Origin of the sequence: Nocardioides daejeonensis (assembly GCF_003194585.1) — a bacterium.
Taxonomy (GTDB): Bacteria; Actinomycetota; Actinomycetes; order Propionibacteriales; family Nocardioidaceae; genus Nocardioides; species Nocardioides daejeonensis.
The window spans coordinates 161,599-176,375 of record NZ_QHKZ01000001.1; the positions used below are offsets into that span (position 1 = coordinate 161,599).

General features: G+C 68.4%; 15 protein-coding genes. 7 read left to right on the plus strand and 8 right to left on the minus strand.

Annotated elements, in window-relative coordinates; all coding sequences use genetic code 11:
• Positions 1-63: 63 nt before the first annotated feature.
• A complete protein-coding gene (locus DNK54_RS00760) occupies positions 64-972 on the minus strand; it encodes a GNAT family N-acetyltransferase (RefSeq protein WP_110205060.1) in 909 nt (302 codons plus the stop codon).
• A 98-nt stretch (positions 973-1,070) separates the two neighbouring features.
• Here DNK54_RS00760 and DNK54_RS00765 point away from each other — a divergent pair, with 98 nt between their 5' ends.
• Positions 1,071-2,180, plus strand: a complete 1,110-nt coding sequence (locus tag DNK54_RS00765) for a glycerate kinase family protein (protein ID WP_110205061.1) — start codon at positions 1,071-1,073, stop codon at positions 2,178-2,180.
• A gap of 108 nt (positions 2,181-2,288) precedes the next feature.
• Positions 2,289-2,642, plus strand: coding sequence for a HesB/IscA family protein (locus tag DNK54_RS00770; protein WP_110205062.1), 354 nt, complete (start codon positions 2,289-2,291; stop codon positions 2,640-2,642).
• Between the two features lie 76 nt (positions 2,643-2,718).
• Here DNK54_RS00770 and DNK54_RS00775 read toward each other — a convergent pair whose 3' ends face one another.
• Positions 2,719-2,937 carry a hypothetical protein gene (locus tag DNK54_RS00775; protein ID WP_110205063.1) on the minus strand — a complete coding sequence of 73 codons (219 nt, stop codon included), beginning with the start codon at positions 2,935-2,937 and terminating at the stop codon, positions 2,719-2,721.
• Positions 2,938-3,001: 64 nt separating this feature from the next.
• On the opposite strand from DNK54_RS00775, the gene DNK54_RS00780 reads away from it, so the two are divergent.
• On the plus strand, positions 3,002-3,988 hold the full coding sequence (locus DNK54_RS00780) for a carbohydrate kinase family protein (RefSeq protein ID WP_110205738.1): 987 nt from the start codon (positions 3,002-3,004) through the stop codon (positions 3,986-3,988).
• A gap of 13 nt (positions 3,989-4,001) precedes the next feature.
• Here the strand turns inward: DNK54_RS00780 and DNK54_RS00785 are convergent, their stop codons facing one another.
• Positions 4,002-4,241, minus strand: a complete 240-nt coding sequence (locus tag DNK54_RS00785; RefSeq protein ID WP_239459835.1) for a sulfurtransferase TusA family protein — start codon at positions 4,239-4,241, stop codon at positions 4,002-4,004.
• On the minus strand, positions 4,238-5,377 hold the full coding sequence (locus DNK54_RS00790) for a cysteine desulfurase family protein (protein ID WP_239459836.1): 1,140 nt from the start codon (positions 5,375-5,377) through the stop codon (positions 4,238-4,240). Before DNK54_RS00790 ends, DNK54_RS00785 begins: the two co-directional genes overlap by 4 nt.
• 125 nt (positions 5,378-5,502) lie before the next feature.
• Here DNK54_RS00790 and ctaC point away from each other — a divergent pair, with 125 nt between their 5' ends.
• The 4 genes from ctaC (at position 5,503) to DNK54_RS00810 (ending at position 9,869) form a co-directional block, all read left to right on the plus strand.
• Positions 5,503-6,369, plus strand: coding sequence for an aa3-type cytochrome oxidase subunit II (ctaC, locus tag DNK54_RS00795; RefSeq protein ID WP_476739113.1), 867 nt, complete (start codon positions 5,503-5,505; stop codon positions 6,367-6,369).
• A gap of 62 nt (positions 6,370-6,431) precedes the next feature.
• On the plus strand, positions 6,432-8,117 hold the full coding sequence (gene ctaD, locus DNK54_RS00800; RefSeq protein ID WP_110205742.1) for an aa3-type cytochrome oxidase subunit I: 1,686 nt from the start codon (positions 6,432-6,434) through the stop codon (positions 8,115-8,117).
• The gene (locus DNK54_RS00805; protein ID WP_110205064.1) at positions 8,117-8,536 is read left to right on the plus strand and encodes a cytochrome c oxidase subunit 4; all 420 of its coding nucleotides are present in this window, start codon (positions 8,117-8,119) and stop codon (positions 8,534-8,536) included. Before ctaD ends, DNK54_RS00805 begins: the two co-directional genes overlap by 1 nt.
• A 121-nt stretch (positions 8,537-8,657) precedes the next feature.
• Positions 8,658-9,869, plus strand: a complete 1,212-nt coding sequence (locus DNK54_RS00810) for a L,D-transpeptidase (RefSeq protein WP_110205065.1) — start codon at positions 8,658-8,660, stop codon at positions 9,867-9,869.
• On the opposite strand, the gene DNK54_RS00815 is transcribed toward DNK54_RS00810, so the two are convergent.
• From DNK54_RS00815 to qcrC, 4 genes are all read right to left on the minus strand, one after another.
• Entirely contained in the window at positions 9,862-10,893 is a 1,032-nt protein-coding gene (locus DNK54_RS00815) for an LLM class flavin-dependent oxidoreductase (protein ID WP_110205066.1), read from the minus strand. The genes DNK54_RS00810 and DNK54_RS00815 overlap by 8 nt on opposite strands.
• A 135-nt stretch (positions 10,894-11,028) precedes the next feature.
• On the minus strand, positions 11,029-12,768 hold the full coding sequence (gene qcrB, locus DNK54_RS00820) for a cytochrome bc1 complex cytochrome b subunit (protein ID WP_110205067.1): 1,740 nt from the start codon (positions 12,766-12,768) through the stop codon (positions 11,029-11,031).
• A complete protein-coding gene (gene qcrA / locus DNK54_RS00825) occupies positions 12,765-13,862 on the minus strand; it encodes a cytochrome bc1 complex Rieske iron-sulfur subunit (protein ID WP_110205068.1) in 1,098 nt (365 codons plus the stop codon). Before qcrA ends, qcrB begins: the two co-directional genes overlap by 4 nt.
• Positions 13,859-14,749: a cytochrome bc1 complex diheme cytochrome c subunit gene (qcrC, locus tag DNK54_RS00830; protein WP_239459837.1), complete on the minus strand. Its 891-nt coding sequence runs from the start codon at positions 14,747-14,749 to the stop codon at positions 13,859-13,861. The genes qcrA and qcrC overlap by 4 nt, the downstream gene beginning before the upstream one ends.
• Positions 14,750-14,777 lie beyond the last annotated feature (28 nt).

The window sequence follows — 14,777 nt, forward strand, 5'->3', positions numbered from 1 at the left end:
GCCGCGCTCCGGGGGCCTACATGCAGTGAACACCCGATCCCCGGCAGTCGATTCCCCAGCGTCTCAGCCGAAGACCCCGTGGTGGACGTACGGCATGGGCGGTTTCATACCCCGCAGCGCCAGGTAGCCGTCTGGTCGTAGGGAGAGCCGCGCTGCCATGCCGACGTCGATCGCCCACTCGTTGGCTGCCGTCAGATGCTGCTGGCTGACCGACCCGCCGGGTGGCGTGGCAGCAAGGCACTCCCAGAGCAGACGGGCCGCCGTACGCCGGTTGGTGGCGGCCAGCAACTGCGCACCGCCTTGGGGGGAGACGTAGGCGTACCCGGCTCCGGTGCCGGTGTCGGAGACGACCAGCCGGGCGTGGCCGAGCAGCCACTCGTGGTCGACGCCGTGCGCGGATCCGCGGCGCTGCCTGTCGATCGAGTTCATGAGGTCGACGTCGGCGGCGCTGCCCTCGCGGACCTTGTCGACCACGGGCAGCAGGGCCCGGTCCAGCGGACCCTCGAAGGTCATCTGCGGGTGCAGGCTGAATCCGGCCAGCCGGTAGCGGCGTACGGCGCGGGGGTCCAGCGAGGCGCTGAGCATGCCGCGCAGGCACCCCTGGCCATGAGCGAGCGCGGCGTCGAGGAGCGCTTTGCCGACGCCGTGACCCTGCACGACCGGAAGCACCACGTAGGTGTGCAGCATCCAGGTGAGCTCGCGGACACTCGAGGTGGCGAAGCCCACCAGCTCACCGGCGACCTCCGCTACCCAGCAGCCGCCCGGGTCGTGGCGCAGGGTGAAACCGGTTCGCTCCTGCCAGCCCAGCGAGGCCTCCTCGCTGGGTGCGAGGGGGTCGGGCGCCGACCGGGGGAGGACCCGCTGGTCGAGGTCGAGGAACCCGTCGCGGCGGATGAGTGCGACGGCGGGGAGGTCGTCCTCGCGCATCGGCCGGATGAGCGGCGCCCGGACGTCCTGCGAGGTGGTGGTCATGGCCGCCACTATGCAGGACGTTGTCGATGAGGTCCTGCCCCGTGGTCGGCCGGGCAGCCGGAGGGCAGGACGAGGCACGCAGGCGGCAGGATGGGGCCATGCGGATTCTCATCGCCCCGGACAAGTACGCCGGCACGCTGACCGCCCCGGAGGCGGCGGAGGCGATCGCGCGCGGCTGGGCACGGCGGGCGCCGCAGGTGGAGGCGGATCTCTGCCCGATGGCCGATGGCGGACCCGGGTTCGTCGACGTGCTCCACGCCAATCGTGGGGGTCAGCTGGTGGCCACCACGACCACCGGTCCGGACGGGGAACGCGTCCCTGCGACGATCCTCCTCGCCGACGACACCGCCTGGATCGAGTCGGCACAGGCTGTCGGTATCGCCCTCACCGCGGCGGAGAAGCGCGCCCCGATGACCGCGACCTCGGCTGGCCTCGGCGAGCTGCTCCGCAGTGGGATCGAGCTGGGTGCTCGTCGGATCGTGGTGGGCGTCGGCGGCACCGCGACCAACGACGGCGGTGCCGGGTTGCTGGCCGCACTGGGGGCCACGGCGGAGGGCGCGGTCCTCGATGCCGGTCCGGCCGGTCTAGCGGGCCTTGCCGACCCTGACGCCAGGGTCGACCTGACCTCCGCCCGCGCCGCGGTCGACGGCGTGGAGCTGGTCGTCGCCACCGACGTGGAGACCCAGCTGCTCGGGATCGTCGGAGCCACCAAGACCTTCGGCCCGCAGAAGGGCCTCGACGACGCCCAGCAGCTTCAGGTCGACGGCTGGCTGCAGCGCTTCGCGGAGCTGACCGACCGCAAGCTGGCTACCGCACCGGGCGCGGGTGCCGGTGGCGGCATCGGATTCGCGCTCCAGCTGCTGGGTGCGCGGCGGGAGTCCGGCGTCGAGCTGGTCGCTGACGCGGTCGGCCTGGCCGCCCGGGCTGCCCGGGCCGACCTGGTCGTCACCGGGGAGGGCGCCTTCGACTTCTCCAGCCGCGCCGGCAAGGTGCCCTACGGTGTGGCCGCGGTCGCCGCTGCTGCGCTGAGGCCGTGCATCGCCCTGGCCGGTCAGGTGCTGGTCGGCGGTCGGGAGATGCGGGCACTGGGTATCGAGGCGGCGTACTCGGTCAGCGAGCTCGTCGGCGCCGAGCGCTCGGTCGCCGAGCCCTACGCGGCGCTCAGCGAGCTCGCCGAGCGGGTGGCCCGCAGCTGGGTGCTCGACTGAGTCCGACCGGGCGCGCCACCGGTCGCCAGGCGAGCAGGTGGGGAATAACCGCGAGTGTGCGACCATTGGTGCTAGTGACACCGCCTCACCCATGACCAGGAGTTCAGCATGACCGAGCAGGCCTTCGAGACGCGTTCCGACCAGATCAACCTGTCGCCGGTCGCCGCGGCCAAGGTGACGAGCCTCCTCGAGCAGGAGGGGCGCGACGACCTCGCTCTGCGCATCTCCGTGCAGCCGGGTGGCTGCTCCGGTCTGCGCTACCAGCTCTTCTTCGACGAGCGCACGCTCGACGGTGACGTGGTCACCGACTTCGACGGCGTCAACGTGGTCGTCGACCGGATGAGCGTCCCCTACCTCAACGGCGCGGTCATCGACTTCGTCGACACCATCGAGAAGCAGGGCTTCACCATCGACAACCCCAACGCCACCGGCTCCTGCGCCTGCGGCGACTCGTTCCACTGAGTCCGAGCGAGGACCGACGACAAGGAGCCCCGGCCGATCGGCCGGGGCTCCTTCGCGTCTGAGCAGCTGCGTTGGCTCAGTTCAGGTGCAGGTGCAGGCTGCCGGCGAGGCGAGCCGCCTCCTCGGAGACCTGGAAGGAGGTGGTGACGCCGTGCCGCCGCCCGGTCTCCAGGGAGGCGTGGTCGCGGGGGAGCGGGACCCGCAGGTTGGCACCCGCGGCGCAGCAGTCGGCGTACATCTCATGCGGTGTCTCGGCGTCGGCGTAGGGGAGTCGAGGGGTCTGCGTGAGGCTCATGTCTTCGACGTTAAGCGTTACTGACAGGTACTCCGAGCGGTACTGAGCGGTAGTGTTCGGCAACATGTCCCTCCTCATCGCCGGCAGCATCGCGACCGACCATCTGATGTCGTTCCCGGGCAAGTTCGCCGACTCCCTCGTGGTCGACCAGCTCGACAAGATCAGCGTCTCCTTCCTCGTCGAGGATCTGGAGGTACGCCGCGGCGGCTGTGCCGCCAACATCTCCTTCGGCCTGGGCAACCTGGGTCTCCGCCCGGTGCTCGTGGGCGCTGTCGGCGAGGACTTCGCCGACTATCGAGCCTGGTTGGAGCGGCACAACGTCGACTGCGACTCCGTGCATGTCTCGGAGACCAAGCACACGGCTCGCTTCGTCTGCACCAACGACGCGTCGATGGCCCAGATCGCCTCCTTCTACGCCGGGGCGATGAGCGAGTCGCGCGAGATCGAGCTGAAGCCGATCGTCGACCGTGTCGGCGAGCCCGACTACGTGCTGATCGGCCCCGACGACCCCGAGGGCATGCTCCGCCACACCGACGAGTGCCGACAGCGGGGCTACCGTTTCGTCGCCGACCCCTCCCAGCAGCTCGCCTTCGGCGAGGGACCGCTGATCCGTCAGCTCATCGAGGGCGCGGCCATCCTCGTCTCCAATGAGTACGAGGCCTCCCTGATCACCCAGAAGACGGGCTGGAGCCGCGAGGAGGTGCTCGACCGGGTCGGGATCTGGGTGGTCACCCTCGGTGAGAAGGGCGTCCGGATCGAGCAGAAGGGCGCGGAGGAGATCTTCGTCCCAGCCGTCCCCGATGTCGTTGCCGTGGAGCCCACCGGCGTCGGCGACGCCTTCCGCGCCGGCTTCCTGGCCGCCACCACGTGGGGCCTGGACCTCACCCGCGCCGCGCAGCTCGGCTGCCTCCTCGCCGTGCACGTCGTCGAGCAGGTCGGCACCCAGGAGTACGCCCTCACCCGCGAGGCGTTCCTGACCCGGCTCGAGAAGACGTACGGCCCCGAGGCGCGCGCCGACGTGGAGCCGCACCTGGTCACCCTGCGCGTCTGACCTGCCCGCCCGCTCAGGCGTCCCGGCGTACCCAGTACACCGGGACGCCGTCGTCTGCGACGGTCTCCCCGGCGTACGTCTGACCGCGCATACGCGCGAACGCCGGTACGTCGACCCGCGCGGCGACGTCGGTGGCCGCGACCCCGAGGTACTCGCCGATCGCCACATCGGGCAGTGCCCGGCCCAGGTGGATGATCGGTGCAGGGCAACGCATGCCCCGGCAGTCGAGGATCCGGCCCTCCAGCGCGGTCACATGCCCACCTCCGCGCGGAGCCGCTCGACGACACCGGGCAACGCCGACAGGAACGCGTCGATCTCGGCCTCGGTGGTGCTCCTGGTGAGGGAGAGCCGGACGTTGCCGTGGGTGAGCACGCCCATCGCGGCCAGCACATGGCTCGGTTCCAGGGTCGAGGCGGTGCAGGCGGAGCCCGAGGAGATCTCGAAGCCGAGCCGGTCCAGCTCCGTGACCAGCGCCTCGCCGTCGACGTAGAGGCAGGAGAAGGTGACCAGGTGGGGGAGGCGGTCGTCGGGATCTCCCACCACCTCGACGTCGGGGATCCGGGCGACCTCGCGGCGTACCCGGTCGATGAGGGTGTGCTGCCAGGCGATCTCTGCATCCCGTGTCTCGGTCACGGCTTGCAGGGCGGCTGCGGCGGCGAGCGCTGCCGGCACGTTCTCGAAGCCGGTGGCCCGCTCGTCGACCCGGTCGTCACCGGGGAAGGGCGGCCGCCAGCGAGCGCCCTTGCGGAGGAGGAGGGCGCCCACCCCGGCTGGACCGCCCCACTTGTGCGCCGAGACGGCTGCCGCGGCCCAGCCCGGTGGCAACGGCAGCCGTCCGGCGGAGGCGCAGGCGTCCATGAAGAGCGGCGCATCCCACCGCGCCGCCACCTCGGCGACGGGCTGCACGGTTCCGACCTCGTGGTTCGCGGCCTGCACGGCGACCACGGCCGGTACGACGTCCGCCAGCTCCGCGGGCGTCTCCGCGATGACCCGACCGAGGCGGTCGACCGGCAGTGCTGCTGCCCGACCGCCGCGGCCCTCGTGCCACTGGGCGGCGTGCATCACCGAGGAGTGCTCGACGGCGCCGTGCAGCAGCAGGTCGGAGACCCGCGCCCGTCCAGCAAGCAGCCCGAGGACGCCCAGATGTACGGCGTGGGTGCCGCTCGGTGTGAAGACGACCTCGTCGGGCCGCACCTCGAGACACTGCGCGACCACCTCGCGGGCGTTGTCGAGGAGGAGGCGGGCCTGCCGTCCGGCGCGGTGCAGACGGCGTGGATCGGCGTACCCCGCGTCCAGGGCGGCGAGCAGGGTCTCGCGTGCGGCCGGGTGGAGTGGCTCGCCCGCCGCCGCGTCCAGATGGACCGGCGCGGACGCCGAGGGAAAGATCACAGCTGGAACCTACCGGGCACCTGCCACGGACACCGGGCCCGGCGTCCGCTAATGTTCGGTTCATCCGTGCAGTTCGAGAGAGAGGCTCGTTCGTGGGTCTGCAACTCCCCAAGCGTGCCCAACGTGTGGGCCTGGGTTTGGCGCTTGGTCTCACCCTACTTTTGCTCGGCGCCTGTAACGCCGAGGACAAGGCTCAGGCCAAGCGTTGGGCCATGCCGGCGAATTCGCCGGGCACCGAACAGGCTGAGCACATCGCCGACCTGTGGAAGTGGGCGTGGGTCGCCCTCCTGGTCACCGGTGTCCTCGTCTGGGGCCTGATCTTCTGGGTCGCCGGCCGCTACCGGCGCCGCAGCGAGGACGAGATCCCGGTCCAGACGCGCTACAACCTGCCGCTCGAGGTGCTCTACACCATCGTGCCGATCTTCGCCGTGGTCGTGTTCTTCTACTGGACCGTCACCGTGCAGGACAAGGTCCTGGATGAGGTCGACAACCCGGACGTGATGGTCGAGGTCACCGCCCAGCAGTGGTCGTGGACCTTCAACCATTCCTACGGTGACGCCGAGCCCGGCGGTGAGGTCGTCTACGAGGCGGGTACCGCCTCCAAGATCCCCACGCTCGTGCTGCCGGTCGACCAGACCATCGAGTTCAAGCTCTCCTCGCCCGACGTGATCCACTCCTTCTGGATCCCCGGCTTCCTGATGAAGATGGACGTCATCCCCGGCCAGTCCGGTGAGGATCGCAACTCCTTCCAGGTGACCACCACCAAGGAGGGCACGTTCATGGGCAAGTGTGCCGAGCTCTGCGGCACCTACCACGCACGCATGCTCTTCAACGTCGAGGTCGTCAGCCAGGCTGACTACCAGAAGTACCTCGAAGACCAGAAGGCCCAGGGCCACTTCGCGGAGCAGCCGCTGCTCGGCGGTGCCGATGCGGCCACGCAGAAGGGTCTGGCCGAGGCCTTGTCCCACCACAGTGACGGAGGCGAGAAGTGACCGCCACGGCTACTCCTGCGACCAGTGAGCTCACCGGTCGCAAGCCGCTCGGTCAGCAGGTCATGCGCCTGCTGACCACCACCGATCACAAGCTGATCGGCAAGATGTACCTCGTCACCTCGTTCGTCTGGTTCCTACTGGGCGGCCTGATGGCGCTGGTGATCCGCTCCGAGCTGGCCTTCCCGGGCAACCAGATCGTCAGCGACGAGACCTACAACCAGCTGTTCACGATGCACGGCACGATCATGCTGCTGCTGTTCGCGACCCCGCTCTTCTTCGGGTTCGCCAACGTGATCATGCCGATCCAGATCGGCTCGCCCGATGTCGCGTTCCCGCGGCTGAACATGTTCAGCTACTGGCTGTTCCTCTTCGGTGGTCTGATCGCCGCCTCCGGCTTCCTCACCCCCCAGGGTGCGGCCAGCTTCGGCTGGTTCGGCTACGCGCCGCTGTCGAGCTCGTTGCGCTCCCCGGGCATCGGCGGCGACCTGTGGATCATGGGTCTGTGGATGGCCGGTATCGGAACCATCCTCGGTGCGGTCAACTTCATCACCACGATCATCTGCATGCGGGCCCCCGGCATGACCATGTTCCGGATGCCGATCTTCGTGTGGAACACGCTGATCACCAGCATCCTGGTCCTGATCGCCTTCCCGATCCTCGGTGGTGCGCTGCTGTCGCTGGAGGCCGACCGTCTCTTCGATGCCCGGATCTTCGACGCGCAGCATGGTGGCGCGATCCTCTGGCAGCACCTCTTCTGGTTCTTCGGGCACCCTGAGGTCTACATCATCGCGCTGCCGTTCTTCGGCATCGTGACCGAGATCCTGCCGGTCTTCAGCCGCAAGCCGATCTTCGGCTACGTCGGCTTGGTCGGCGCCACCCTGGCCATCGCCACCCTGTCGATCGCCGTGTGGGCCCACCACATGTTCGTCACCGGTGAGGTCAATCTGCCGTTCTTCTCCGGCATGACGTTCCTGATCGCTGTGCCGACAGGGGTGAAGTTCTTCAACTGGATCGGCACGATGTGGGGTGGATCCCTCTCGTTCGACACCCCGATGCTCTGGTCGATCGGCTTCCTCACCACCTTCCTCTTCGGTGGTCTGACCGGTGTGATCCTGGCGAGCCCGCCGCTGGACTTCCACGTCTCCGACTCCTACTTCGTGGTGGCGCACTTCCACTACGTGGTCTTCGGCACCGTGGTGTTCGCGATGTTCGCCGGCTTCTACTTCTGGTGGCCGAAGATGACCGGGCGGATGCTCGACGAGCGTCTCGGCAAGATCCACTTCTGGCTGCTGTTCGTCGGCTTCCACCTCACCTTCCTGGTCCAGCACTGGCTGGGTGTCGAGGGCATGCCGCGTCGCTACGTCGACTACCTGCCCGATGACGGCTTCACCGTCCTCAACCAGGTCTCGACGGTGGGTGCCTTCCTGCTCGCCGCCTCGACGCTGCCGTTCCTCTACAACGTCTACGTGTCCTCGAAGGGCCCGAAGGTCGTCGTGGACGACCCGTGGGGCTGGGGTCGCTCGCTCGAGTGGGCCACCAGCTGCCCGCCGCCGCGCCACAACTTCGTCTCGATCCCGCGGATCCGCTCGGAGTCGCCGGCGTTCGACCTGCACCACCCCGAGATCGCCGCGCTGGAGCTGGCCCACAACGACGCCGAGCGTCGTGGTGACCTGGCCGACGCGCCGGACGTGGAGGGGCGCGAGGAGATGCTGAAGGAACGCACCGAGGGCACGGAGGACAAGAACTGATGAAGGCTGAGACTTGGGTCTTCGTGGCGTGCACGATCTTCTTCGCGCTCGTCGCCCCCGCCTACTGGTTCGCGACCGACGCGATCAACGAGCACGGTCCCGACTGGGCCGGCACCACGGCACTCACCATGACCGCACTGCTGGTCGCGATGATCTCCCTCTACCTGGGCTTCCACGCCCGGCGCATGGAGCCGCGTCCGGAGGACCGCAAGGACGGCGAGATCGCCGACGGCGCCGGTGAGCTGGGCTTCTTCCCGCCCTACTCGTGGTGGCCGCTGTGGTGCGCGCTGACCATGGCGACCTGCACCTTCGCGATCGCGCTGGCCGCCTGGTGGTTGCTCATCATCGGGCTCTTCCTGGGCACCCTGGCGCTCATCGGCTGGGTGTTCGAGTTCTACCGCGGAGAGCACGCGCACTGATTCGACAAGCCTGACGGCCCCGTCCGAGGTGATCACCTTCACTCATCGGCGGGGCCGTCAGGCTTTGCTGCTGGCGTTACCCTGAGTCAGTTGTTGTCTGTCGCATCTGACGGGGGAGTCCATGTCGTTCCACCACCACCGCCTGCGCCGATCCGTTGCGCTGGGGGTCGGCCTGGCACTGGTGGGCACCTTCGCCGTCGGCTGCCAGGGTGACAAGAGCTCGGACGGCGCCTCCGACCCGGGCCACCGTGACGACAGCCCCGCGGCTGCGGAGCCTGCCCGCGTCACCGTCAACGTCAACAAGACGAAGCCGGTCCCTGTCGACCGCCTGGTCAACGTCGACGTCTCCGGCGGCACGCTGGCTGCGGTTCGGCTGCGGAGTGCAGACGGTGCGACCATCGCGGGAGAGGTGAGCGACGACGGTGCCTCGTGGACGGCCGCCGAGCGACTGGAGCCCGGGACGTCGTACGTCGTCACGACGGAGGTGCGCTCGACCGACGGCGAGCAGACGACCGTACGCCGCCGCTTCACCACCGTCGACCTCACGCTCGACCAGCAGGTCTATCCGTCCGTCGCGCCCCTCGAGGGTGAGACCGTCGGTGTCGGCATGCCGGCGATCGTCACCTTCGACCTCCCGGTGACCGATCGCGCCTCGATCGAGAAGCACCTCAGCGTGACCAGTGAGCCCGCTCAGAAGGGCGCCTGGCGCTGGATCTCCGACACCGAGGTGCACTGGCGCCCCGCGTCGTACTGGAAGCCGGGGACCGAGGTGACCATCGAGGCGGACGTCAACAGCGTCCCGGCCGGCGACGGGCGCTACGGCCAGGAGTCGCGCACCGTGCACTTCACTGTCGGCGATTCGCACGTCTACCGGGTCAACGCCCAGACCCATCAGATGAAGGTCTTCACCAACGGCAAGCTGATCCGGACCTTCCCGATAACGACCGGCAAGTCGGGCTTCGTGACCCGCTCGGGCACGAAGGTCATCATGGAGAAGTTCCGCTACCGGAGGATGCGCTCGGAGACCGTCGGCATTCCGGCGGGTAGCTCGGAGTCCTATGACATCGACGATGTCGAGTACGCCATGCGAGTCACCTACTCCGGTGAGTTCATCCACGCCGCGCCCTGGTCCGTCGGCTCCCAGGGACACGCCAACGTCTCCCACGGCTGCACCGGCATGAGCACCGCCGACGCCGGCTTCCTCTACGACATGAGCCGCCGCGGCGACGTCGTCGAATACACCGGCACCGACCGCCCCATGACCCTTGAGAACGGCTACGGCGACTGGAACCTCGGCTTCAAGGACTGGAAGCAGGGCTCCGCCCTCACGTGAGAAGCTCGCGAACGCGGGGGACGACTTCGGTGCCGTAGAGGCGGATGGTCTCCATCAGGTGCTCGTGGGGCATGGTGCCGTTGCTGTACTTCAGGTCGAAGCGGCTCACGCCCAGGGTGCGTACGGTGGCGGCGATCTTCTGGGCGACCGTCTCGGGGGAGCCGACGTACAGGGAGCCATGGTCGACCTCGGCGTCGTACTGGGCGCGCGTCGCCGGCCCCCAGCCACGTTCGCGGCCGATCCGGTTCCGGTTCGCCTGGAAGTGGGGGTAGAGCAGCTCGCGTGCCTCGTCGTCGCTCGCGGCGACGAAGCCGGGGGAGTGGACGCCGATGGGCAGGATCGGTTGCTCCAGCTGCTCGAGGGCGTGCCGGTAGAGCTCGACGTACGGCGCGAAGCGGGCGGGGTCGCCTCCGATGATGGCGAGCATCATCGGGAAGCCGTAGCGGGCTGCGCGGACGACCGACTCCGGTGAGCCTCCGACCCCGATCCAGGCAGGCAGCGTGCCGCGCGCCGTCTTGGGGTGGACGTGGGTGGGCTCCAGGGGCGTACGGATGCTGCCCTGCCAGGCGACCTTGTCCTCGGAGCGCAGCGCGGCGAAGAGGTCGAGCTTCTCCTCGAAGAGCCGCTCGTAGTCGTTCAGGTCAAGACCGAAGAGCGGGAACGACTCGGTGAAGGAACCGCGGCCGAGCGTCACCTCGGCGCGACCGTCCGAGAGCGCATCCAGCGTGGCGAAGCGCTCGTAGACCCGGATCGGGTCGTCGGAGCTCAGCACGGTCACGGCCGTGCCCAGGGTGATCCGGGAGGTACGCGCGGCGGCCGCTGCCAGCACCACGTCCGGCGCGCTGACCGCGTAGTCGTCGCGGTGGTGCTCGCCCACGCCGAACGCGTCGACGCCCACCTCGTCGGCCAGGACGGCCTCGGCGAGGACATTGCGGATCACCTGGTGCTGGGGGAGCGGGGCCCCGGCCAGATCCACGGTGACGTCACCGAATGTGTCGAGGCCGAACTGCAGCTCCGTGGTCATTCCTACCTCCGGCATTCATTGAAAGTTTGACGATATCGACCCAACGCCGTTCGGCGGCCGCTGATTCCCGAAGCGATAGCGAGAGGCCCCGGAGCATGATGCTCCGGGGCCTCTCGTCAGGTGCTTCCAGGCGGATCAGTGCTTGCGCAGTTCCTCGCCCTCGACCGGGTGGCGGCCGTCGAACTGGTGTCCGTCGGCAGCGTGGTCGAGACCAGCTTCGAGCTCGTGCTCGTGCTCGGCGTGGTGGTGGCCCTCTTCGAGCTCCTCCGCGGTCGGCTTCTGCACGTTGTCGGCGAACATGGCCTGCGACAGCTTCTCCCGCAATGCCGTGGCGCGACCGCCCGGGGCGGCGACACCGTTGGCGTCCACGTCGGTGGCCGGGTCGTAGATCTCGTCCCGGTCACGCGCCGTGATGGTGTAGGCGCGGTCGTCGCTGACCGGCAGGTGCCGCTCGCTGTAGCCGCCCTCGGCGGAGCGCATGATGATGCCGGTCTCGTAGCCGTGGAGCAGCATCTCGTTGTCGTGACGCTGGAGCGAGATGCACCAACGCTTGACGAAGATGAACACCAGTGGCGGGATGATGAAGATCGCGGCCCGCAGGAACCAGGTGATGTGGTTCAGGTTGAGGTGGAACAGCACGGCGAGGACGTCGTTACCGCCGCCGATCCACAGCAGGCCGTAGAGGCTCATCATGGCGACGAGGAACGCCGTACGCGTCGGAGCGTTGCGCGGACGCTGCAACAGGTGGTGCTCCCGCTTGTCGCCGGTCACCCAGGCCTCCAGGAACGGCCACGCAAGCACCGTAGCGAGCAGGGCGATCGGCGCGATCATGCCGGGGATCAAGATGTTCCACGAGAGTGTGACCCCGAGGAAGTGAGACTCGATGCCGGGCATGATGCGCAGCGTGCCTTCGGCGATACCCATGTACCAGTCGGGCTGCGAGCCCGCGGTGACCTTGGTCGGGTCGTACGGGCCGTACTTCCACACCGGGTTGATGGTCATCAAGCCACCCATGAAGGCGGAGAAACCGAACACGATGAAGAAGAAGCCGCCAGCCTTGGCCATGTAGACCGGGAGCATCGGGTAGCCGACGACGTTCTCCTCGGTGCGGCCAGGGCCAGGCCACTGCGTGTGCTTGTGGTAGACGAGCAGCAGCATGTGGGCGGCGATCAGCGCGAGGATGAGCGCCGGCAGCAACAGGATGTGCACCATGTAGAGGCGCGAGATGACCGCGTCGCCTGGGAACTCGCCGCCGAACATGAAGAACGACATGTAGGTGCCGAGCACCGGCGTCGCCTGGACCAGGCCCTGGGCGATCCGCATACCGGTGCCGGAGAGCAGGTCGTCGGGGAGCGAGTAGCCGGAGAAGCCCTCAAGGATGCCCAGCAGGATCAGTACGCCGCCGATGACCCAGTTGACCTCACGCGGCTTGCGGAAGGCGCCGGTCAGGAAGACGCGCATCATGTGGACGAGCATCGAGGCGATGAAGAGCATCGCGGCCCAGTGGTGCATCTGCCGCATGAGCAGACCGCCGCGCACGTCGAACGAGATGTTCATCGTCGAGACGAACGCCTCGGACATGTGCAGACCGCGGAGCTGCTCGTAGGTGCCCATGTACTCGACTTCCGCCATCGAAGGGCGGAACCACAGCGTAAGGAAGACGCCGGTGAGCAGCAGGACGACGAAGCTCCACAGAGCGATCTCGCCGAGCATGAACGACCAGTGGTCGGGGAAGACCTTGCGCAGGTTCTTCTTCGCAGCGGTGGCGAGGCCGAGGCGCTCGTCAGCCCAGCCGACGACGCGGGTGCCCTTGCTCGGCTTGCCGGCCGAGGTGGCCTGCTTGCCGTTGGTGTTGGCCACGGGTGCCGTACTCACTTGGCCTCCTCCTCAAAGAACTTCTTCTCCTTCTTCTCCCAGTAAGAAGGCGAGTTGCGCTCCCAGTAGCTCGGTCCGACCGGCTCCAAGAAGCCGTGGCGAGCGGCCAGGTAGCCGTCCTCGTCCACCTCGATCGGGAGCATCGGCAGCGCGCGCGCAGCCGGACCGAAGACCACGCGACCCTTGTCGCCGAGGTCGAAGGTCGACTGGTGGCAGGGGCACAGCAGGTGGTGCGTCTGCTGCTCCCACAAGGCGATCGGGCAACCCACGTGGGTGCAGATCTTGGAGTAGCACAGGATGCCCTCGTGACCCCAGTTCTGGGTCTCGTCGGTGATGTCCTTCGGCTCCATCCGGACGATGATGACGGCCGACTTGGCCTTCTCGACCTGCAGGTCGACGCCCTCGAGGACTTCGCCGCCACGCTTCTCCAGACCGGCGAGGTGCTCGGCGTCCGGCGGGTGTACGAGGCCCTCGGGCTCGGCGTTCACCAACTGGCCGATCTCCAGGTCGGTGGGACGGATCCAACGCCCGGTCACGTCGTTGACGATGCGGGTGCCTTTCTTCCACACGGTGCGCTCGAGCTTCTTGCCCGGCAGCGGACCGAGGTCGCGCAGGCCGACGATGAGCGGAAGGCCCACGACGCCCATCGCGAGGAGCATGGTGTTGCGCACCAGCGGCCGGCGTCCGAGCCCGGACTCCTCCAGGCCCTGCTGGAGGGCGGCGATGGTGGCGGCCCGGTCCTCCTCGGAGGAGGACGCCGGGTGGCGGAGCTCGGAGATCTCGTGGTCGCCCATGAGCTTGCGTGCCCACTGGATGACTCCGATGCCGATGAAGAGCAGGGCGAAGCCCAGTGAGCTGCCCAGGGCGACGTTCATGGCACCCATGTGCATGAAGGTGTCGCCCGGCTCGATCGTGAAGTAGGCCACGATGAAAAGCACCGCACACACGACGGAGAGCAGGAAGAACGAGGCCACCTGCCGCTCGGCACGCCGTTCGGCGGCCGGGTCGACGTCAGTCGGTCGCCAGTGGTGCTCCGGGAGGCCCGGGTTGGCGATCGGCTCCTCGACCGGGAGGTTGTCGGTCTGGTCGGTCACGCTTGCGTCCCCTCACTGGACTTGGTCTTGGTGGAGCGGGTGGTGTGGGCGGCGATCCAGTAGGCGAAGCCGACCAGGCCACCGATGCCGAACAGCCAGGCGAACATGCCCTCGCTGACGGGGCCCAGACCACCGAGGCCGAAGCCGCCGTGCGACGGCTCCTCCTTGATGGACTCGAGGTAGGCGATGATCGAGGCCTTGTCCTGCGGGAGCATGACCTCGTCGGAGAAGACGGGCATCTGCTGCGGGCCGGTGAGCATGGCCTGGTAGAGGTTCTTCTCGCTGGTGCTGCGCAGGCTCGGCGCGTACTTGCCCCACGGCATGGCGCCACCGGAGCCGTCGAAGTTGTGGCAGGCGGTGCAGTTGGTCAGGAAGAGCTGACCGCCGCGGACAACCGCGTCACGACGCTCGTCGGCACTCAGGCCGTACTTGTCGATGTCGTACTCGGCTGCGGTCGGCACCTCGGGGCCAGGGCCGAGCGAGGCGACGTACGCCGACAGGGCGTCGATCTCGTCCTCGCTGTAGACCGGCTCCTTGGCGGGCGCCTGCTGGCCCGGGTTCTGCATGGGCATCCGGCCGGTGGAGACCTGGAAGTTGACGGCTGCGCCGCCAACGCCGACGAGCGAGGGGCCGTACTGGCCATCGGCGCTCTTGATGCCCTCGCCGTTCTGGCCGTGGCAGAAGGCGCAGCCGACCAGGAAGAGCTCGCGGCCCTCCTTGATCAGCTCCTCGTCGGACTTGGTCTGGGTGTCCGCGTTGGAGGGGGAGAGGACGACCTGGTAGAGGCCGCCCATGAAGAGCAGCCCGAGCAGCATGACCAGGAGGCCCGCCACGCGGCTGCGGCGATGACGCGACAGCCGGCCTGCGGAGCGGTTCAGGAAACGCACGAATTCAGTCCTTGATCTTGACGGTCGG